We start from the raw sequence: 18,899 nt of genomic DNA, 5'->3' as shown, positions 1-18,899 counted from the left end.
ATGTTGCCGATCCAAAATCCCGTGGCCCTTCGTGAAGCTCTTCTGCAAAGCAGAATGCCAGCGGCCGCTGCGGAGAGTGCGCAGCCTTCGAATGTTTTTGGAAACATGATGCATGCCGCGCAGCAGCAGATTAGCAACGCAGATACAAAAGCGCAGCAGGCAGTGACGGGCTTATTGAGTGGCCAGGGTGTGGATGTGCACGAGGCCATGATTGCGACGCAGCAGGCGGATCTGACCTTTGAACTCGCACTCCAGGTGCGTAACAAAGCTGTAGCTGCCTACCAGCAGATGATGCAGATGCAGTTTTAACGCAACGGACGGGGAACGATGGCAGCAACGATGGAACCAGGAACGGCGATCAGCCGCAGCAACGCGATGCTGGTGGCCTTTCGTGAGCGATGGAGTGCCATGGAGCCCGCTCGCAGGCATCTCCTGATGGGGAGTCTTGCAGCGTTGTTGGTCCTGTCTGGTATTTCCGTTTGGTGGAGTACGCGTACGGATTGGCGCGTACTGTTTAGCGGAATGGATGGCAGAGATGCCGCGACGATGGAGCAGCAGTTGAGTTCCGCGGGCATCCGCTATCAGACCACGCCGGACGGATCAGCGCTTCAGGTTCCGGCTGAACAACTGGACAAAGCGCGCGTTGCAATTTCCACTAGCGGACTGCCGCAGTCGGGGCGCATGGGGTTTGAGCTTTTCGACAAGCCGAACTGGGTGGGTAGCGAGTTCGACGAGAAGGTGAACTACCAGCGGGCTTTGGAAGGGGAGCTGGAGCACACGATTGGAACGCTGCAATCGGTGCGGTCGGCACGTGTGCACGTGGTGTTAGCAAAGCAGGGTGCGTTTGCATCGGAAGACCAGCCGGCGAAGGCCTCGGCTGTGCTGAAGCTGCGCCGTTCAAATCTGCCGCGGGAACAGAGCGATGCGATTCGCAATCTGATTGCAAGTTCGATTGAAGGTTTGCTGCCGGAAGCTGTGACGCTTGTAGATGCCGATGGGCGCATGGATTTTACTGCGAGCTCCGCATCTGCAAATGATCGCGAAGAAGAGATTGCATTGCAGAACAAGTTGACCCAGGTGCTGGAGCCTTTGGCAGGTGCGGGGAACGTTCATGCGACGGTTTCAATCAGCTACGTGCAGGGATCGGAAGAACACACCGACGAGGTCTATGATCCGCAGCAATCGGCCCCGTTAAGTATGCAGCGGACGGAGCAGCTTGCGCAGGCATCGCGTCCTGGCGGTGTTGCCGGGACAGGAAGCAACGCGCCCGCACCGCAACCAACGGCGCAGAACGCGGCTCCAAACGGCACGCCCGCGGCTGTTGCGGCCGGACCATCCCCAACGATTGCGAGCACGGGGCAGACTCAGAATTCGCGTGAAGAGAGTACGCAGTATGCTGTGACGCGGCACGTAACGCACACGGCAGAGTCGGCTGGGCGTATACGACGTATCACTGCGGCGATTGTGGTGAATGATCGCGAGATTCGGCAGATGAATGCGAAGGCATTGCATACCGCGTGGCAGCATCGCACCGCGGATGAAATGAAGCAGTTGCAGCAATTGGCGCAAGCAGCCGTGGGATATGACGAGAAGCGGGGCGACTCTGTAGTGCTTGAGAATCTGGCTTTTTCTGGTAACAACGATGATGCTCCGATTGCGGGGTGGTCCAGGGTTATGGAGTCGACAACCGAACTTTTGCGAGCGCAACCGATGCTGCCGCGAGCGCTGGCAACGCTGGGAGGCATTGTGTTGCTGGGCATGATGGTGCTTCGACCCATAACAAAACAGACGCAGATATTGCTGGCACCTGTGTCGGTGCGGCCGATGTTAGCGGCAAAATCTGCGGAACAAGAGATTCCGAATGAAGCATCGATAAGGACCAGCGCCGGTGTGAGCACGCAGCACATTTTTGATCGCGTGACGGAACAGATTAAGGCTGAGCCAAAGAACAACACCAGACTGATTGGTTCGTGGATTCGCGCTGGTAGCGAGGAGATGGATTAATGTCATCGGCTCCCGTGGCTTTACCTTCTCCATCGGCACGTCTGGCTCTGCCGCAGATGCCGCAGCTGGATATACCGCCGTTGCGCAAGGCGGCAGTCCTGATCGTGACGCTGGGGGAGGAGACCTCAAAGTCGCTTCTGCGTGGGTTGAGTGAACAGGAGGTTCAGCACCTTACGGAAGAGCTTTCTCGCGTGGGTGACATCAGCCCTGATGAGCAGACGCAGGTATTGCTGGAGTTCTACGGCTTACAGGAGACGCAGCAATACATGCTGCGAGGCGGCGTGGAATATGCCACGCGATTGTTGACGGAAACATTTGGAAGACAGCGTGCGCAAGAGCTGATTCGTGACATCAGCCGCGCCGATGTGGATGGCAAGGCCAGTGATCTTGTTGCACTGCAAAAAATGGACCCCACGCAGTTGAGCAAGTTCCTGGAGGGAGAGCATCCGCAGACGGTGGCGCTTGTGCTGGCGCATCTGAATCCAAAACGCGGTTCCGCGGTGTTGATGCAGCTTCCGGAAGACCTGCGCGTGGAGGCGGTGCGGCGACTTGCCGAGATGCGTCAGTTCTCGCCCGAGATGGCGCAACGTGTTGCCGTGATTCTTTACAAGAGGATTCATGCGCTTGGGTCGACTGGACGGCAATCGTATGCGGGATTCAAGGCAGTAGCGGATTTGCTCAATCGTATGGATGGGAATGCGAGTCGTAGCATCCTGGACGGCATCGAGCAACAGGAACCCACCCTGGCCCTCGGAATTCGAAATCTGATGTTCACGTTTGAGGACCTGTTGACGGTGCCACCGGGCAGCATCCGCGAATTGGTAAGTGCTGCCGATAAAAGAATGCTCGCGCTGGCACTGAAATCGGCCGATGAGAATCTCAAGGCACATTTGTTCTCGGCGATGAGTTCGCGCGCCGTGGAGATGTTGCAGGAGGACATGGAAACTCTTGGGCCGGTTCGCGGACGAGATGTTGCTCAGGCTCAACATGAACTGCTTTCGCTGGCCAGAAAGCTGGAGGCAGAGGGCAAGATGATTTTGAAGGTGGAGGCAGACGATGGTTTGGGACGATAAAGCTATCTGCGACCCGAAAGTAGAGCCACTTGCGTTTCGTAACGCAAAGGAGGCCGCAATAACGATGAATGTTGCGACCGAAATGGAGTCGGCGGTCGCTGCCTGTGCTCCTGTTGACCTGGACGAGAGACTTCAAGAGGCCCATGAGCGAGGCCGTCGGGAAACGCTGGAGAGTTTAGAGGGCGAACTGGACCGCAAAATCGCGGAAGAGCGTAAGGCAGTGTCGCGGATCGTGCAGCAATTCGATGAGGAACGGAAACGCTATTTCAAAGAGGTGGAGAGCGAGGTTGTGCGTTTGTCTCTTGCAATTGCAGAGCGGGTTCTTCACCGTGAGGCCACGATGGACCCTACACTTCTGGCTGGAGCGGCGCGCGTTGCGCTGGAGCAGGTGGCCGATGGAAGCGAAGCGGTACTGCGAGTAGCCGCAGAGGAAGCTCAGCGATGGAACGAAATGCTGGAAAAGACCGCGGCCGCGGTGCACATTGAGCCGGATGACCAACTGGCAAACGGCGAGGCTGTATTGAAAACGCGTAGTGGAAGCGTGCAGCTTGGGGTGAAGGCACAGCTTGCGGAGATTGAGAGAGGCTTCTTTGAGTTGCTACGCCACCGACCGGTGATGGTTGCCTAAGCGATGGCACTGGAGATGTTTTTTCATCAGCTTCAGGATGCCGCTCCGGTCCGTCTTCATGGCGAAGTGGTGGAGGCGAATGGGAACTATGTGCAGTCTCTTGGGCCGCCTTGTTCGGTAGGTGACTGTTGCGAGATTGAAGCTGCAGATGGACGACGGCACCTGGCAGAGGTTATCGGGTTCCGAGGCCAGCATGTCCTCTCCATGCCTCTGACTTCGGTATCTGGCATTCGTTATGGTGATCGCGTGTCGGTGAGTCGGCATCGCGCGGGAATGCGTGTTGGCGGAGATATGCTGGGCCGCGTTCTGGATGCGAACGGTTTGCCAGCGGACGGTTTGCCAACGGTGAATGGAACGATGAATCTACCGTTGGATCGCGATGCTCCAGGTCCGCTGGAACGTGTGCGGATGGTTGAGCCTCTTGGCACGGGAGTACGTGCGATCGACACCATGTTGACTGTTGCACGGGGCCAACGAATTGGCATCTTTGGTGGTTCAGGGGTGGGGAAGAGCACGCTGCTGGGAATGATGACGCGGAACACTGCCGCGGATCTAACCGTGGTGGGGCTGGTTGGGGAACGTGGCAGAGAGCTAATCGAGTTTCTGGAGGACTCCCTGGGAGAGGAAGGCCGACAACGCTCGGTGGTTCATATCGCGACCTCCGATGAATCGCCGTTAATGCGAATGCGTTGCGCCTGGGCAGCGACGACAACAGCAGAGTATTTTGCGTCGCAGGGAAAACACGTGTTGTTAATTCTGGATTCGGTAACACGGTTTGCGATGGCTGCGCGAGAGATAGGTCTTGCTGCGGGCGAGCCACCGTCTACGAAGGGATATCCTCCATCGGCATTTGCAAAATTGGCACGTCTCCTGGAGCGGGCCGGGAACTTTGCCAACGGAAGCATCACCGGTTTCTACACGGTACTGATGGAAGGAGATGACGAGCAGGATCCTGTTGTGGATAGTGCGCGGTCGATCCTTGATGGCCATGTTGTTCTTTCGCGCGAGATGGCATCCGAAGGGATGTACCCGCCCATTGATGTACTGCGGTCACTCAGCAGACTGATGCCTTCTGTGGCGTCTGCGTCGCATCAACAGCGCGCGCGCGAGGTCCGGAGGTTGATGAGCGTTTATATGAAAGGTGAAGATCTGATTCGTGTGGGCGCCTACAAACCAGGAGCCGAACCTGAATTGGATCGCGCGATTGCAATGCGTCCGCGTTTCCGGTCCTTGTTAGAACAAACATCGTTGGAAACATCCTCGTTCGAGGATGCAATCGCCCGGTTGACAGGGCTTCCGGAGATGGTATGAGCAGGGGAAGAAAGCAGCTGGAAAGGATCGTTGCTCTTCGCGGACAGTTGCACGAACGATCCGTTCTGGCTCTGAAGCTGGCGAACGCAGAGATGGTAACGGCAGCCAAAGAGGTTGCTAACGGACAATTGCAACTATCCGCATGTAGGGATGCTCAAGTGACGGCGATCTCCGAAGGAGAACACGACCAGTGGCTCATGGCCCGGTCAAGTTCAGCTTTGTCGTCTATGGCTTTCACACACGCACTGCACTATCAACGCACACGGGATCAACTGGTAGTCGTTGTCGCACAGGATGAAGCGCAGTTACGTCGCGAACTACGGCAGCTGGAACGGGTTCTGGAACGTGCGGTGGACGAAGACCGCCTGTCCGCGCATCGCAAGGAACAGCGGCAATTAGAAGAAGTTGCGCAACGTATGGGAATCGCAAAAGCAAAATACGTCCCTTCTTAGAGCCTGCATAGAAACGAATTCGTAAAAAGGCAATCCAGATGCAGATCCTTTTGTGTCATGTTGCCGACTGCAATGCTTATCGCCGATACGCCGAAACCAATGTCAGGTATGCCGGGCGACGTGCCATCGAAAAATGCCGATTCGTCTGTGTCGGTGTCATTCAAAGATCACCTGCATTTCCATGAGGTGTCAGGAGTGGATCAAACAACTTCCGGCGTTGCGGTTCCCACTCGCGCATTAGAGGTGGCGGACTCTTCGTCAGAACTTTCTTCCTTGTTTATGAATGGCGATTGTGCGCCCTCACCTGCGCCGGAAGATGGGGCGACTTCCACGAAGAGCGTCATCGCACCGCAGGAAGACGCGTCGAAGGAAGATAGGTCGCCGGAAGACACGTTGCAGGCAGACCCTCAAGGCGAGCCGCAAGGCCTCACAAAAGAATTATTAGAGTCTGCTGTAACTCCAACGGCGAAGGAGCCAGAGCGCGGCGAGTCCGGTCACATAGCGCGGGCTTTCGTTACTAAGGAAGACAAGACGTCCTCCAAGCGAAATGGTATTCCGAGTATGACGTCGGGAGCGTTGGCGACAGGGCAGGCGGATTTAGTCCCGACGAGCGTGAATATTGTCGCAGTCGATCCGGGTAAGCCAATGGTTGATGGAAAAATTGCTCTGTTGATAAAGACTTCAGAAGACGCAGCAGGTTCGGCAAAGTTGCACAGTGGAATCGCGTCCGTGAAAACTCTCAATGTGAACCTGGCGACATCTGTTGAGCAGCCAGCACCACAGGAAAGCGAATTCACCGAGCTGGCAAACAGGGTTGTCGGCAGCTCTGCACCAGCAGCGGACGATCAATTGACCTCTCCTGATGGAGTCAAGGTAGAAGCCGGCGAGAAGGTTGCTCATGCCGCGGGTGTATCCGAACCATCGTTTGCGGTACCCGTCCCGCCCACGTCCGTCGTTTTCCACTTATCACTCTTGCGCGAAGAAGGATCGAACGTTCAGCTTGCAATTCCGGATGACGAGTCGATGTTGCCGACTTCCGAAACGACCGCCGTCTCGGATCTCAGGAGTCCAGTAAACCATCTGGACTTGCAATGGAAAGACGGTGCGCTCGGAAGTATCTCCGTGCGTGCGGAGATGCGGGAGGGTTCGCTGCACGCTACCGTGAACGGTTCCCATGTTAGCTCCACAGTCAGTGTGACCGACTTGCATCAATTTCTGGAAGATAACCGGATCGCTGTGCACTCTCTGCAGGTGAATGGTGTTGCAGAAACAAAGCTTGTCTCTGAACGACATGGACTTGCTGTAGATGCCCCGGTAGCGAATGGAGGGCAGGCCCCCTCACTGTCCCATCGTGATGACAATTCCGGTTCTGGTGCACGAGAAAGAACTACGCCCGGTAGATCTCGGAAAGAAGTACAGGAAATACCAGTGGCCATCTCTTCTGCCGCGATCTCGTTCGTGGGGCAGGCAAGCAATGGTCGTCTGAGTATTCATATTTAAGAGGAGTGAGATGAATCCAATTTCGAACAGTGCCCATGCGGTTGCGACCGCATTTGCAACGCAGGGTGTCGCACATAGCAATAGCGCTTCTTCCTCGACCGACGATGGAGCGACGATTACTTCCACTGACTTCCTGACACTCCTGGTGACACAGTTAAAGAACCAAGATCCAACACTGCCGACTGATCCGACTCAATATGTCTCACAGTTGGTTGGAGTGAACAGCCTGGAACAGTTGATTGACATAAATAAGCAGCTAACTTCTCTTGGTGGCTCGACCGCGACCTCGAGCGGTTCGTAACAAATAATTCAGTTCTTGAAAAGGAAGATATTGTTATGCCCTCATTTTCTATCGCGCTTAGCGGGTTGCAGGCGGACTCCATTGCTCTCAGTGCAATCGGCAATAACCTGGCAAACCTGAACACCACCGCATTTAAAAAAGAGAACGTAAACTTCGCTGACATGTTCTATCAAAGTGTCGGAACCTCCGGCTCGAATGCACCATTACAGGTCGGTATCGGAACACGTGTCTCATCGATAAGTAGCGATTTTTCCCAAGGAAACCTCAATTCGACCGGTAGCGCCACAGATATGGCGATCAACGGGAACGGATTTTTTGTTGTTCAGCAGACTGGCACGAATGAGCTTACCCGCACAGGAAACTTTCAACTGAGTCCGACCGGAAATCTCATGACGAGTGAGGGGTATTCGGTGATGGGATATCCGGCGGTAAATGGGGTTGTCGACACAAACGCGGCATTGACGCCAATGAATGTCCCGACGGCAAAAACTCAATTGGCGCACGCGACGACGGGGTTTTCTTTTACTACAAGTCTTAATTCGAGCTCCGCCGTGGGAACGAGTTATGTCTCATCCATGCCAATGTATGACTCGCAGGGAACAGCCCAAAATGTTAGCGTCACGTTTACGAAGACGGGGGGCAACCAATGGGATTACAGCATTGCTATGCCAAGCGGCGATGCGACCACGACATCCAATAACACCGGCACACTGGAGTTCAACCCGGATGGAACACTTGCTTTACCCACGGGCGATGTGACATCGATCAGCTTCAGTGGCCTTTCGGATGGCGCCAGTGATATGACATTGAATTGGTCACTCAGGGATGCGAGCGGTAACAGCCTGATCACGCAGAGCGCCGGAACTTCCAGTACAAATGCAAGCTTGCAGGATGGCTATCCGTCGGGAACTTATAAGAGCTTTTCCGTGGATGCTCAGGGAGTGATGCGTGCGACCTACACGAACGGTGGCACGGAGGTTCTTGGGCAGATCGCGATTGCGACAGTTGCCAGTCCTGAGTCGTTAGGTCGTATGGGCAGCAACCTGTATTCGGTAAATCAGGCATCGGGCGCGATGGATATCGGTGTCGCCGGAGCAGGAAGCCGTGGAAGCGTCACGGGCAGCACCTTAGAGCAGTCCAACGTTGATATCTCGACGGAGTTTGCGAACCTGATCGTGGCACAGCGATCCTTCGAAGCGAATTCGAAGACTGTCACTGCCTTTGACACGATTACACAGGACACGATCAACATGATTCGATAACCAGGGAATCTCCACGTGAGATAGGGCCGCCTTAGTTTCGACTAATGCGGTCTTTTTTTTGTGGCCCAGCTCGTGCATCGCATCATGGCATGTCCACCGCGGCCAATGTTGATACAGCAACGACGGAATCCATCACTCCGACTCCAGTGAAGGTGGGGGTGGGAGTGATCCTGATTCCAGTGCTCCTGTCTACGGTTTTAACGCTGGGAGTTGTAGGCGGAGGTGCCTTCTATCTCATCCGTTCAGGGAAACTTGGGACGGGAGTACAGAACACCGCCGCCCAACCGGCCGTTGCGCCGATCATCGTTGTTGCGCCGCCCGCATCGCATGTTCTTGCGTTGGAGCCGATGATCGTTAATCTTTCCGACGCAAATGGTCGAGCCTATCTGCGGGCGTCCGTAAGTTTGAGAATTAAGGATGAAGAGAAGACTGAGAGGCTGCCAGAGAAGAAAGATCCCAAAGCGGTAGATGCTGTCGCTACGGAGCTACGTGATACAACCCTGGCCGTGCTCAGCCGCCAGACATCCGACGGGCTGCTGTTGCCGGACGGCAGGGAAGCACTTAAGCAGACGCTGGAGCATGAATACAAGGTGCGAAACACCGAAATCCCAGTGTTTGAAATATACTTCACGGACTTCCTGGTGCAGCGAGGATGAATATCCTCAACGACTCTCCCGCGCCAGAAACCCCCGAGCGCTCCGTGGGGCTTTCCGTCCCGTCCAGTCCTTTGATTCAAGGACGAGTTCGGAATATGCCATTCCGGCTGTCTGTGACGATTCCGCTCATCGGATGGCGGCTGCATCGTCTGCGTGACCTGCAGCAAGGACAGCTAATTGTCACGGCAGTATCGGCAACAGAGGATGTCCCAGTGAGGATAGGTGAAGCTCTATTGGCGCATGCAGAACTGGATAACGTTGATGGACAGATGGCAATTCGTCTTACGCGTTTGGACTAACTGGGGCAGCATGGCTCATCCTCTTCGAATCGAGAACGGCGTGGAAGCATTGGCTGAACCAGACGCGGTCGAAGTGCCGTCGTGGAGGCAAAGGCTACGCGTGTTCCTGACCGCATTTACTTCAATGCGAGTACCGCAGAAATCGCTTCGGCATATTGAGACGCTCTCGCTTGGAGCCAAACAGAAAATCTATTTGTTGGAGTGTGAGGGACAGCGATTCCTGGTGGCGGAAGGATTAAGTGCGCCCGTTCCTCTAACGCAGCGATTTGCGGTGGAAGAGAGGTAACGGTGCGAAGTGTTCGCCTGACGGCTCTGTGGCTGCTTCTGATGTTCCATGGAGTATTGGAGGGCCAGAGCGTGCATTCCTTCTGGGTGCATCCTCCAGCGGCACGACGGGCAGCAGACGCGCCGCATGTCTTACACGCATCGCAAAGTGCGGCCAAGTCTTATGTCGTAAAAAAGAGCGATAAAGAAAAACCTGCGACCGAGCCTCATTCCACCGTGAAGGTTGCTGATCCTTCTGAAACCAGAAGCATCGCCGAGGAGTTCGCGATAGGGCATAGCTCGCAATGGGCTGTTGTTATCGGGCTTACGCTGTTGACGCTCGCACCTGCGATTCTTCTGGCGATGACGCCACTGATTCGACTTTTGGTTGTGTTTCATTTCTTGAGGCAAGCACTTGGAACGCAAACCGCGCCATCAAACCAGGTGCTGATGGCGCTCGGACTTATGATGACATGGTTCCTGATGCAGCCTGTTATCACGCAGGTAAATGATGTGGCGGTCGCACCGTATCGTGCGGGTGTGATGTCAGGGGAAGACGCGCTCAATAAGGGCTCGCTTCCTGTGAAGACATTCATGTTGCGCTATGCACGCGATAAAGATCTGGAACTGTTCGCGGCTGCATCGCAGCCTACGCGCCTGCATCGTCGTGAGGATGCGCCGATGCAGGTGGTGGTTCCGGCATACATGTTGAGCGAACTGAAGAGTGGATTCCAGATTGGCGCGGTCCTCTTTCTTCCATTTCTATTAGTGGACCTTGTAGTTGCCAGTGTGACCACTTCGATCGGTATGTTGCAGATGCCACCTACGGTAGTTTCCACGCCAGTGAAAATCCTGCTGTTTGTGATGGTGGATGGATGGCATCTGTTGGCCAGTTCACTCTTGAAGAGCTTTTGACAGGAGATAGGCAATGAGCCCGGACATGGTGACGGAACTAATGCGACATCTTCTGCTGGAGGCGCTCTTGTTGAGCGCGCCCCTGTTGATCGTGGGATGCATGGTGAGCGTGTTACTCACGCTGGTGCAGACATTAACCGGCATTCAGGAACAGACCATCACGGCGGTACCGCGATTGCTTGTTGTGTTTTCGGTTGGACTGGTTAGTTTGCCCTGGTTTCTGCGGCATGCTGTGACTTACACGCTACGTCTTTGGTCGGACTTTCATCGGTATCTCGGATAAGCATGCAATCGACAGATCAAGACGCTCTGAAGCCATTCCTTGCAGCGGGCGTGTTGCTTCTACTGCGTTTCGGAAGTGCAGTGGTGACGCTGCCGGTATTTAGTTCGGCCGCTATTCCAGCGCGTGTGAAGGCAATGTTGATACTCGTGCTGACCGTTGTCATTACTCCTGTGGCTGCGTATCAGCCGAATGCAGATCTCAAACTTTCGGCTCCGGCACTTATGAGTGAAGTGGTTGTGGGATTGTGCTTCGGTTTGACATTGATGCTTCTATCCGAGTCCCTAACGTTTGGCGCTGCCCTGATGGGATCTGCGTTTTCCTTTTCTCTTGCGAATCTCGTGGATCCAAATTCGCAGGTTGAAACAGAAGTGTTGGGTACGGTTCTGAATTGGCTTGGGATGCTTGTTATCCTTGCCGCCGGTCTGCATCGCACGATGCTGGCGGCATTGTTGCGCACCTTGACTGCTGTGCCGCTGGGACATGCACCAGCGGGCGGTGCATCGGCGCAGGCATTTGTCTTGATGGCTTCCGGGATATTTCTCTCTGGAGTGCAGCTTGCTGCACCAGTGCTTGCTGCTGCCATCCTTGTCGAAGTCGCGGTTGGCCTGGTAAGTCGACTAGCGCCTGCTATGCCCGCGCAGATCGCTTCAGTTCCGGTGAAGACCATCGTGTCCTACATCGTGCTCATCGGTGGCTTGTCCTTGTGGCCTTTGTGGATTGAGCGCCATTTCGCTGCGCTTTTAGACGTAGCACAAAGGAACATCCGGCTATGAGTGGCGAGCGCACAGAAAAAGCGTCAGAACAACGAAAGCGGAGGTCGCGGGAGAAGGGTGAAGGTGTTCGCAGCCGAGAGCTAACTAATGCTGCTGCAATGGTGGGTGGACTGCTACTGTTGCGTGGCGCTGCCGGACAGTTTGCGATGCAATGGAGTAAGACGTATACGGCGGCGGTGCATCTTGGCATGCGCCCTTATGACACACCGGATGGCATGAGCCGAGCTCTTCCTCAATTGCTTCTTCCAGGGGTGGTCCCTGTAGGAGTGGTACTCGCGGGTGCGCTGTTTTCTGCGATTGCGATTGGGGCGATGCAGACAGGCGGAGTGCAGATTTATGGTGCGGCACTTGCGTGGAAGCCTGGTCGCCTTAACCCAGCGACCAATATCAAGAATTTGTTTTCGGCGCGTTCTCTCCTGCGTTGTGCAAAGTCGCTGATTCCCGCGGCCGCAGTGACAGCGCTCGCCTCGATGGCGCTTCGCCGGTCTGTTTTGCCGATGCCGGTGATGAGTGAGGCACGACTTCCCACGACCTTGACGGCGGCTTATGGGCTTGCGGTGCAGGCCGCGTGGATCTCACTTGGGTGGGCGGCAATTGACTACATCAACGAATGGCGTTCCTGGAATACCTCGCTAAAGATGACCAAAGAAGAGGTCAAACAGGAGATGAAGGAATCAAACGGCAACCCGCATACGAAGGGCAGAATTCGCCAGATTCAACGTGCGATGCGGAGACGTCGCGTGAAGGCGGATATATCCAAGGCTGCCGTAGTGATCACCAATCCTACGCATTACGCGGTTGCTCTTCAGTTTGACTTTGCCACGATGGCTGCGCCCAAAGTACTGGCGAAGGGGCGCGATCTGCATGCGCTGGAGATTCGTGAAGAGGCGCGATGGGCAGGTGTTCCCATTGTTGAAAATCCGCCGCTGGCGAGGGCGCTCTACCGCGGTGTGGACGAAGGCAGAGACATTCCTTTCGAACTGTATTCCGCGGTGGCAGCGATCCTTGCTTACCTGTTCCGCGAGAGTCGTCAGCGCGCGTCGTCTCATGCAACAAGACACCGCAGTTATGGGTATGCAGCACCTGCTCGCATGATGTTGGGTTTGACTGATTATTCTGCGCCGTCGAGCGCAACTGGAGAGCCTTCACATGAGTGAGACTGTTCAAGCCAAACGCCTTGGCATATTCGCTCATGCCAAGCCGTTCCTTCTTCCAGCTGCCGCAATGAGTGCCATTTTTGTGATGCTGGTGCCATTGCCTGCGGTCTTGCTGGACCTGCTGTTGGCTGTATCGATTACCGCGTCGTTATTGGTGTTTGTGACCGCGGTGCAGGTGCGAAAAGCTACCGATCTATCGGTCTTTCCAACGCTGCTGCTATTGCTGACGCTGTTCAGGCTCTCGCTGAATCTGGCATCGAGCCGTCGCATTCTTCTGCATGGGAGTGAAGGCACTTCAGCTGCAGGCGATGTGATCCAGGCGTTTGGGCAGTTCGTTGTGGGCGGTAACTATGTTGTGGGATTTGTACTGTTCCTGGCGCTGATTGCGATTCAGTTTCTGGTGGTGTCACATGGCGCGGTGCGTACTGCAGAGGTGACCGCACGCTTCACGCTGGACGCGCTTCCCGGTAAACAGATGGCCATTGATGCTGATATGAACGCGGGGCTCATCGATGAACAGACCGCCAGGAAACGCCGCGAAAGCATTGCGCGCGAGGCGGAGTTCTACGGCGCCATGGATGGAGCTGCGCGGTTCAATCAGCGCGATGCGATGGCGACCATCCTGATTACCGCGATCAACATCATTGCCGGACTACTGATTGGAGTGTTGCAGCAGGGGGTTGATCTTCTCACTGCAGTCAAAACCTACACGATTCTGACGGTGGGTGATGGTCTTGTGACCATGATTCCAAGCTTGTTGGTGTCGATGGCCGGTGGTCTGGTGCTGACGCGCGCATCCAGTTCTGGGACGCTTGATAAAGAAATCAACACGCAGCTGTTTTCTCAAAGAAATGTTCTGTTTCTTACTGCCGGTGTGTTGACGGCCATGGCCTTGATTCCAGGAATTCCAAAGATTCCATTTTTTCTGGTGGCTTTGGGTGTCTTTCTGTTTGGTCGCACGCTGCCAGCAAATGGTCTGAAGGCAGAGGAAGACGCAGCGGCAGTGCTAGCGGGAAATGCCGTCGCGGGCGCGCCGCCATCCGAAGACCTTACCAGTCTTTTGAAGGTGGACGAATTAACGCTCGAAATCGGGTTCCAACTGATCCCGATGGTGGACGAAAAACAAAATGGACAGATGCTTAATCGCGTTCGAGCGCTGCGTAGACATCTTGCGGCTGAGCTTGGGTTCATTGTTCCCCCGGTTCATATCACGGACAATCTTCGACTTCGTCCGCGAGAGTACGTGGTGCAGCTTCGCGGCAATGAGATAGGTCGATGGCAGACGGAAGGCAACTGTCTGCTTGCGGTCAACAGCGATCCGAAAGCACGCGTGATACCGGGAGTGGAGACACGCGAGCCTGCCTTTGGAGTAGCCGCTCGATGGATCGATCCAGGTTTGGAAGAGCAGGCCCTGGCGGCAGGATATTCGGTTGTTGATCAGACGGCGGTGATAGGAACGCACCTGGCGGAACTGATCCGACGCAATGCCTATGAGTTGCTGGGGCGAGCGGAGACGAAGCGATTACTGGACTCGGTCAATGACAGTTACCCGAAGTTGATGGAAGAGCTGATGCCGAAGCTGATGACGTTGGGCGAGATTCAAAAAGTATTGCAACAGTTGTTACGCGAACAGGTCAGCATTCGTAACCTTGGAACGATTCTGGAAACGATCGTGGAATACGCTCCGCAATCAAAAGATTTGGTTTGCCTAACGGAGCAGATTCGGCAGACGCTGGCGCGGAATATTGTGCGTCCACTGCTCGATGGCGAGGGCGGCCTAAGTGTACTGACGCTGGAGCGTGGACTAGAGGAGCAGATCATCCGGACCTTCGATCCAGAGGGCGCTGCGCGGCTTCTGGGGAACGATGGGCGCGGTGCTCCTTTGAGTAGTAACTTTCTTCGTCCATTGCTTGACTCTGTGAAACGCCTAACAGGCGATGCCATGCCAATGGCAATCCCCGTGCTTCTCTGTCCTTCGCCGGCACGCTATCATCTGCGCCGCTGGCTGGAACCATTTCTGCCCAAAGTGACTGTGCTTTCACCGAGCGAGATTCCGCCAGAGGTGCGTGTTCGCAGCCTGGGGACGGTGGGGCATCAGTTGACAGGTGGCTAGAAAACGCACGCATTCGTAAGACAGGAGAAATGCACATGGAGCAGACCGGACATTCAGAGGAACGAGGCAAGGCTGACGTCCCGGCCAGTGTATTGTTTGGAGGAAATTCCGGACCGGTCGCCGGGATCAATGCATATGGAACGTTAGGCAACGCACCCGCGCGGATGAGCCAGGCCGCTCAGGATCAGTTGCTGGTGGAACACCTGGCCACGGTTCGGTTTGTTGCACGACGCGTCCATGAGCGCTTGCCACAGCACGTGGAGATAGACGATCTCATCTCTGCAGGCATTGTGGGTCTGATGGATGCAGTTGCGAAGTTCGATCACTCCAAACAGGTGCAGTTCAAGAGCTATGCTCAGTTCCGCATACGCGGCGCCATTCTGGATTCGTTGCGCACGCTGGATTGGAGTCCGCGCGAACTTCGCAGAAAGGGGCGCGCGGTTGAAGATGCAGTGCGTGCGCTCACGCAACGCCTTCGGCGCACTCCCGTGGAGACAGAAGTTGCGGACGAGATGGAGATGTCGCTTCAGGAGTATCAGCGCCTGCTGGGTGAGCTGAAGGGGCTGGAGATCGGCAGCCTTAACCTGGAGCGTAATGAAGAGGGCGGAGACGACGAATTGTCGTATCTGCCGGGCTCCGAAGGTGACGAACCGCTCTTTCGATGCCTGAAAGGCGAGTTGCGTCAGCGACTGATGGACGCTGTTGAGGAGCTTCCGGAGAAGGAGCGCATGGTGGTGTCTCTCTACTATCACGAAGAACTCACGATGAAAGAGATTGGTGTGGTGCTGGGAGTAGTGGAATCACGTGTTTCGCAGATCCACACCTCAGCCGTGGTGAAATTGCGTGCAGCCCTGACAGATCTTGGTGCAGAGAAGGCAGCCTCGCGCAATCGTGGAAAGCGGGGACAGGATGGGCGCTGAGTCTGTATCGGCGGCCGACGCTACAGCGTTCAATTTCAGTCGTGCCGGGTTAGTCGCCAATGATCAACTGCGCACACTGCGCACGTTGGACGAACAGTTTGCTCGTAACCTGACACATACGCTCGGAGCATGGCTACGAACGAACATTAGCATCACGCCTCAGCCAGCGTCGCAAATGATCTTTAGTCAGTTCATGGAGCAGACGTCGACTGGATGTTTTGTTCTTCCACTTCACATGGAGCCTCTGCGTGTGCGTGCAGCGCTCTCGCTGGATATTCAACTTGCGCCTGCCATCATCGATCTTCTTTTGGGAGGCAGTGGTAAGACGGTTCGCATTGACCGCGACCTTACTGAGATCGAAGAAGCGGTGCTTGGTTCGGTTCTGGATATTGTGTTGCGGGAATGGACTGGCGCATGGGGAGCGATGGGTGTGGAGTTTCTTGCAGAACCACGCGAACGCGAGAGCCGCGGACAGCGGTTGATGCTATTGCAGGAAAAAGTACTGTTTGTGCGATTCAGCATCACGCTTGCAGAAGTTACGGGCGATCTGTTGTTTTGTCTTCCTTCGGCTGCAGTCACTTCCACGATGAAAGCTATGTCCCATCGGCAGGATCGACAGCGCCTGCGGACCCCGGAAGAGCGAGCCAACATGGAGCAGCGTCTTGGCAATGCGAAGCTGCGGATGGCATTGCATCTGCCTCCGATGCGGCTTTACGCCCAGGATCTTCGGGCGCTAAGGCCAGGAATCACGCTGCCACTGCCTTTGCAGAATGGAATGGCAGCGGAATTACGGGTAGGTAACGCAACTATCTTTCGTGGTCGTCCTGTGCGGTATGGCGAACATCGCGGCGCCCAGTTGCTGCACCTGGTGGAAACACACAGCGCGGAGGGAGGAAGGGAATGACCGACATGTATGGCGGTAGCAATGCCGCAACGGAGCGAGAGCTTAAAGAACCTACCGTGGAATCGCTGTTGACAAGCGATGGCGATGCCTTTCTGGACATTGAGATGGAGGCACGTATTCAGTTCGGTAGTCGCGAGATGTTGCTTTCCGAAGTTCTGGAATTGAACGCCGGCGACGTGCTGGAGCTGGATCGGCTGGTGTCTGATCCGGTTGATCTTCTGGTCGGCGACAGAATCGTTGCACGTGGCGAAGTTGTGGTAGTGGGCGGCAATTTTGCCTTGCAAGTGACAGAAGTAGCGGTGCCTCGCCTGCGATTGGAGAGTGTTAGATGTCTACACTAATGCATCGCTTGGGAACGACCGTTTCTTCTGTCTACAGGCCGTCTGAAGAGAGGCGGGACTCCGAACTTGCAGTCCGTGACTTGACTGCGGGTTCATGTCTCTGTGGTTCGCGCCTTCCGTTGCCGGTTCGTTTCGGACTCAGAAGCCGTACTCGACCGGTCGTGGAAGGGCGTTGGTGCTGCAGCGAGCAGTGCCTGAAAGCGCGCGTGGCATCCTTTGTGCGTCGTGGTTTGCCGAACCATTCTTTGCGGCTTGAACATAATCATCGCGTTCCTTTGGGGCTGTTGTTGTTATCGCAGAGTGCTATTACCCAAGAACAGCTGCGGTTTGCACGCGACCGTGCAGAATACACCGGCGAACGTATCGGTACAGTTCTCGTGCAGCATTGCGGCCTCTCAGAACAACGCCTGGTCCAGGGGCTTGCAGCGCAGTGGGGGTGCACTGCGTGGGATGTTAAGGGAAGCATTCCCGATGGCATGGCGTGCGTTGCTCCGTATGCTGTGCTTCGTGGGGTGGAGATGTTGCCTCTGCGTCAGCAGTCGGATGGCACGATCAGCGTTGCATTTGCAGACGCACCTGACGCGCAGGCTGTGTTCGCCATACGCAGGATCCACGATCGTCCTGTGGATGCTGGCATTGCTGCGGTTAGCGACTTTGTTGCCGCGGTGGAGAGTATCAGGAAGCAGGCCTCCGTTCCGGCGGAGGAGTTCTATTGCGAAGATGAGGTGGACCTGGTGCAGATGCTCACCAGGACGGTTCAGCGCCAGTCGCCGGTGGAGAGTCGGTGGGCGCGCGTGCGCAACATGATCTGGGTTCGAATGTGGTTGGAACCTTCGGCGCTGGCTGGAGGCTTGCACCAGACAGAAGATGTGATGGATTTCATCTTCCATCTTTCTGGCGGGAGCATGAATGCCGCGAAACGTTAAATCGTCCTAACTCCACAAGCATTGTTGTGGATGAATGATTGCATCGTCCATAGGCATGGACAGTGGACTTTATGCGGCATACACCGGATTGCTGGCTCGCACACAGGCCCTGGAAACTGCCGCCAATAATCTTGCGAATACCAATACCAATGGTTTTCGCGCGCAGCAGAACTACTTTCGTGGTGTTTTCGCGGCTTATAGCCCTGAGGCTAAAAGTGACGGGTTGAGCAGCGCTGTGAATCAGTACTCGATGCTCGGGGGAACCCGGCTGAATCTGGCGCAGGGGCAACTTACGACGACGGGTAATCCTTTGGATATCGCGTTGAACGGAAGCGGTTTTTTTCAGATCAAGACCGCGTACGGCACGCAACTGACAAGGGATGGTTCCTTTCTCTGCGCAGCCGAAGGAACGCTGACAACGCAACAGGGCGAGCCTGTCCTGAATGCTTCCGGTGCACCGATTGTTTTACCGACTGGTGACGTCCATGTTGGCAGCAACGGGGACATTTCTGTAAGTGCAGCGGATGGTGGCAGTGCCATTGTCGGGAAGTTAGGCATTGTGAACTACGACGCAGCCGATCTGGCGGCTACGGGCTCGAATCGCTTTGTGAGCCGGGATGGCGCAAAGGCAACGGCCGCCGATGCAGAGGTGCGTGAGGGTGCATTGGAAGGCGGGAACGAAGATGCCGTGCAAGGAACGATGCAGCTGATGCTGATCCAGCGTCAGGCGGAAATGATGCAGAAGGCATTGAATGTCTTTCACAACGAGTTTGACAAGACCGCAGCGGAAGAGCTGGGCCGGGTCTAGCGCAAGAAC

21 protein-coding genes are annotated in these 18,899 nt (G+C 55.6%); all 21 read left to right on the top strand.

Going from position 1 to position 18,899, the window contains the following annotated elements; genetic code table 11:
* The 21 genes from fliE (at position 1) to M504_RS03230 (ending at position 18,890) form a co-directional block, all read left to right on the top strand.
* Positions 1-309 carry a flagellar hook-basal body complex protein FliE gene (fliE, locus tag M504_RS03330; RefSeq protein ID WP_047487967.1) on the top strand — a complete coding sequence of 103 codons (309 nt, stop codon included), beginning with the start codon at positions 1-3 and terminating at the stop codon, positions 307-309.
* A gap of 18 nt (positions 310-327) precedes the next feature.
* Positions 328-2,004 (top strand): flagellar basal-body MS-ring/collar protein FliF, encoded by a 1,677-nt coding sequence (gene fliF, locus M504_RS03325; RefSeq protein ID WP_047487964.1) that lies wholly within the window; start codon positions 328-330, stop codon positions 2,002-2,004.
* On the top strand, positions 2,004-3,077 hold the full coding sequence (gene fliG / locus M504_RS03320) for a flagellar motor switch protein FliG (protein ID WP_084214058.1): 1,074 nt from the start codon (positions 2,004-2,006) through the stop codon (positions 3,075-3,077). The genes fliF and fliG overlap by 1 nt, the downstream gene beginning before the upstream one ends.
* A gap of 64 nt (positions 3,078-3,141) precedes the next feature.
* Positions 3,142-3,705: a FliH/SctL family protein gene (locus M504_RS03315; protein WP_198137513.1), complete on the top strand. Its 564-nt coding sequence runs from the start codon at positions 3,142-3,144 to the stop codon at positions 3,703-3,705.
* A gap of 3 nt (positions 3,706-3,708) precedes the next feature.
* Positions 3,709-5,016, top strand: coding sequence for a FliI/YscN family ATPase (locus M504_RS03310; RefSeq protein ID WP_047487958.1), 1,308 nt, complete (start codon positions 3,709-3,711; stop codon positions 5,014-5,016).
* On the top strand, positions 5,013-5,468 hold the full coding sequence (locus tag M504_RS03305; protein WP_047487956.1) for a hypothetical protein: 456 nt from the start codon (positions 5,013-5,015) through the stop codon (positions 5,466-5,468). The genes M504_RS03310 and M504_RS03305 overlap by 4 nt, the downstream gene beginning before the upstream one ends.
* A 57-nt stretch (positions 5,469-5,525) precedes the next feature.
* Entirely contained in the window at positions 5,526-6,968 is a 1,443-nt protein-coding gene (locus M504_RS03300; RefSeq protein ID WP_047487953.1) for a hypothetical protein, read from the top strand.
* A gap of 10 nt (positions 6,969-6,978) precedes the next feature.
* Complete coding sequence (locus tag M504_RS03295; protein WP_084214056.1) at positions 6,979-7,269, top strand: flagellar hook capping FlgD N-terminal domain-containing protein; 291 nt, start codon at positions 6,979-6,981, stop codon at positions 7,267-7,269.
* Positions 7,270-7,304: 35 nt separating this feature from the next.
* Positions 7,305-8,531, top strand: a complete 1,227-nt coding sequence (locus tag M504_RS03290; RefSeq protein ID WP_047487950.1) for a flagellar hook protein FlgE — start codon at positions 7,305-7,307, stop codon at positions 8,529-8,531.
* An 89-nt stretch (positions 8,532-8,620) separates the two neighbouring features.
* On the top strand, positions 8,621-9,187 hold the full coding sequence (fliL, locus tag M504_RS03285) for a flagellar basal body-associated protein FliL (RefSeq protein ID WP_047487947.1): 567 nt from the start codon (positions 8,621-8,623) through the stop codon (positions 9,185-9,187).
* A 95-nt stretch (positions 9,188-9,282) separates the two neighbouring features.
* The gene (locus M504_RS21700; protein ID WP_198137512.1) at positions 9,283-9,486 is read left to right on the top strand and encodes a FliM/FliN family flagellar motor C-terminal domain-containing protein; all 204 of its coding nucleotides are present in this window, start codon (positions 9,283-9,285) and stop codon (positions 9,484-9,486) included.
* Between the two features lie 357 nt (positions 9,487-9,843).
* A complete protein-coding gene (gene fliP / locus M504_RS03275; protein ID WP_232296143.1) occupies positions 9,844-10,665 on the top strand; it encodes a flagellar type III secretion system pore protein FliP in 822 nt (273 codons plus the stop codon).
* 13 nt (positions 10,666-10,678) lie between these two features.
* Complete coding sequence (locus M504_RS03270) at positions 10,679-10,948, top strand: flagellar biosynthetic protein FliQ (protein WP_047487941.1); 270 nt, start codon at positions 10,679-10,681, stop codon at positions 10,946-10,948.
* 2 nt (positions 10,949-10,950) lie between these two features.
* Positions 10,951-11,721, top strand: a complete 771-nt coding sequence (locus tag M504_RS03265) for a flagellar biosynthetic protein FliR (protein ID WP_047487936.1) — start codon at positions 10,951-10,953, stop codon at positions 11,719-11,721.
* Entirely contained in the window at positions 11,718-12,878 is a 1,161-nt protein-coding gene (locus M504_RS03260) for a flagellar biosynthesis protein FlhB (RefSeq protein WP_047487932.1), read from the top strand. The genes M504_RS03265 and M504_RS03260 overlap by 4 nt, the downstream gene beginning before the upstream one ends.
* Complete coding sequence (gene flhA, locus M504_RS03255) at positions 12,871-14,991, top strand: flagellar biosynthesis protein FlhA (protein WP_047487929.1); 2,121 nt, start codon at positions 12,871-12,873, stop codon at positions 14,989-14,991. The genes M504_RS03260 and flhA overlap by 8 nt, the downstream gene beginning before the upstream one ends.
* Before the next feature lie 35 nt (positions 14,992-15,026).
* Positions 15,027-15,911 (top strand): sigma-70 family RNA polymerase sigma factor, encoded by an 885-nt coding sequence (locus tag M504_RS03250; RefSeq protein ID WP_232296142.1) that lies wholly within the window; start codon positions 15,027-15,029, stop codon positions 15,909-15,911.
* Entirely contained in the window at positions 15,901-16,815 is a 915-nt protein-coding gene (locus M504_RS03245; RefSeq protein ID WP_047487921.1) for a flagellar motor switch protein FliM, read from the top strand. Before M504_RS03250 ends, M504_RS03245 begins: the two co-directional genes overlap by 11 nt.
* Positions 16,812-17,156, top strand: coding sequence for a FliM/FliN family flagellar motor switch protein (locus M504_RS03240; RefSeq protein WP_232296141.1), 345 nt, complete (start codon positions 16,812-16,814; stop codon positions 17,154-17,156). Before M504_RS03245 ends, M504_RS03240 begins: the two co-directional genes overlap by 4 nt.
* 206 nt (positions 17,157-17,362) lie before the next feature.
* Positions 17,363-18,082, top strand: a complete 720-nt coding sequence (locus tag M504_RS03235; protein ID WP_047487918.1) for a hypothetical protein — start codon at positions 17,363-17,365, stop codon at positions 18,080-18,082.
* A 34-nt stretch (positions 18,083-18,116) separates the two neighbouring features.
* Entirely contained in the window at positions 18,117-18,890 is a 774-nt protein-coding gene (locus M504_RS03230) for a flagellar hook-basal body protein (RefSeq protein WP_232296140.1), read from the top strand.
* The last annotated feature ends 9 nt before the right edge of the window (positions 18,891-18,899 follow it).

Source organism: Terriglobus sp. TAA 43 (assembly GCF_000800015.1).
In the GTDB taxonomy this organism is placed as follows: Bacteria; Acidobacteriota; Terriglobia; order Terriglobales; family Acidobacteriaceae; genus Terriglobus.
The sequence above is the reverse complement of the archived record's forward strand: the minus strand, read 5'-3'. Positions and strand labels throughout refer to the sequence as shown.

What these genes read in the sequence shown, in the direction of transcription:
- fliE (WP_047487967.1), top strand. Translation starts at nt 1, where the DNA reads ATGTTGCCGATCCAAAATCCCGTGGCCCTTCGTGAAGCTCTTCTGCAA.
- fliF (WP_047487964.1), top strand. Translation starts at nt 328, where the DNA reads ATGGCAGCAACGATGGAACCAGGAACGGCGATCAGCCGCAGCAACGCG.
- fliG (WP_084214058.1), top strand. Translation starts at nt 2,004, where the DNA reads ATGTCATCGGCTCCCGTGGCTTTACCTTCTCCATCGGCACGTCTGGCT.
- M504_RS03315 (WP_198137513.1), top strand. Translation starts at nt 3,142, where the DNA reads ATGAATGTTGCGACCGAAATGGAGTCGGCGGTCGCTGCCTGTGCTCCT.
- M504_RS03310 (WP_047487958.1), top strand. Translation starts at nt 3,709, where the DNA reads ATGGCACTGGAGATGTTTTTTCATCAGCTTCAGGATGCCGCTCCGGTC.
- M504_RS03305 (WP_047487956.1), top strand. Translation starts at nt 5,013, where the DNA reads ATGAGCAGGGGAAGAAAGCAGCTGGAAAGGATCGTTGCTCTTCGCGGA.
- M504_RS03300 (WP_047487953.1), top strand. Translation starts at nt 5,526, where the DNA reads ATGTTGCCGACTGCAATGCTTATCGCCGATACGCCGAAACCAATGTCA.
- M504_RS03295 (WP_084214056.1), top strand. Translation starts at nt 6,979, where the DNA reads ATGAATCCAATTTCGAACAGTGCCCATGCGGTTGCGACCGCATTTGCA.
- M504_RS03290 (WP_047487950.1), top strand. Translation starts at nt 7,305, where the DNA reads ATGCCCTCATTTTCTATCGCGCTTAGCGGGTTGCAGGCGGACTCCATT.
- fliL (WP_047487947.1), top strand. Translation starts at nt 8,621, where the DNA reads ATGTCCACCGCGGCCAATGTTGATACAGCAACGACGGAATCCATCACT.
- M504_RS21700 (WP_198137512.1), top strand. Translation starts at nt 9,283, where the DNA reads ATGCCATTCCGGCTGTCTGTGACGATTCCGCTCATCGGATGGCGGCTG.
- M504_RS03270 (WP_047487941.1), top strand. Translation starts at nt 10,679, where the DNA reads ATGAGCCCGGACATGGTGACGGAACTAATGCGACATCTTCTGCTGGAG.
- M504_RS03265 (WP_047487936.1), top strand. Translation starts at nt 10,951, where the DNA reads ATGCAATCGACAGATCAAGACGCTCTGAAGCCATTCCTTGCAGCGGGC.
- M504_RS03260 (WP_047487932.1), top strand. Translation starts at nt 11,718, where the DNA reads ATGAGTGGCGAGCGCACAGAAAAAGCGTCAGAACAACGAAAGCGGAGG.
- flhA (WP_047487929.1), top strand. Translation starts at nt 12,871, where the DNA reads ATGAGTGAGACTGTTCAAGCCAAACGCCTTGGCATATTCGCTCATGCC.
- M504_RS03250 (WP_232296142.1), top strand. Translation starts at nt 15,027, where the DNA reads ATGGAGCAGACCGGACATTCAGAGGAACGAGGCAAGGCTGACGTCCCG.
- M504_RS03245 (WP_047487921.1), top strand. Translation starts at nt 15,901, where the DNA reads ATGGGCGCTGAGTCTGTATCGGCGGCCGACGCTACAGCGTTCAATTTC.
- M504_RS03240 (WP_232296141.1), top strand. Translation starts at nt 16,812, where the DNA reads ATGACCGACATGTATGGCGGTAGCAATGCCGCAACGGAGCGAGAGCTT.
- M504_RS03230 (WP_232296140.1), top strand. Translation starts at nt 18,117, where the DNA reads ATGATTGCATCGTCCATAGGCATGGACAGTGGACTTTATGCGGCATAC.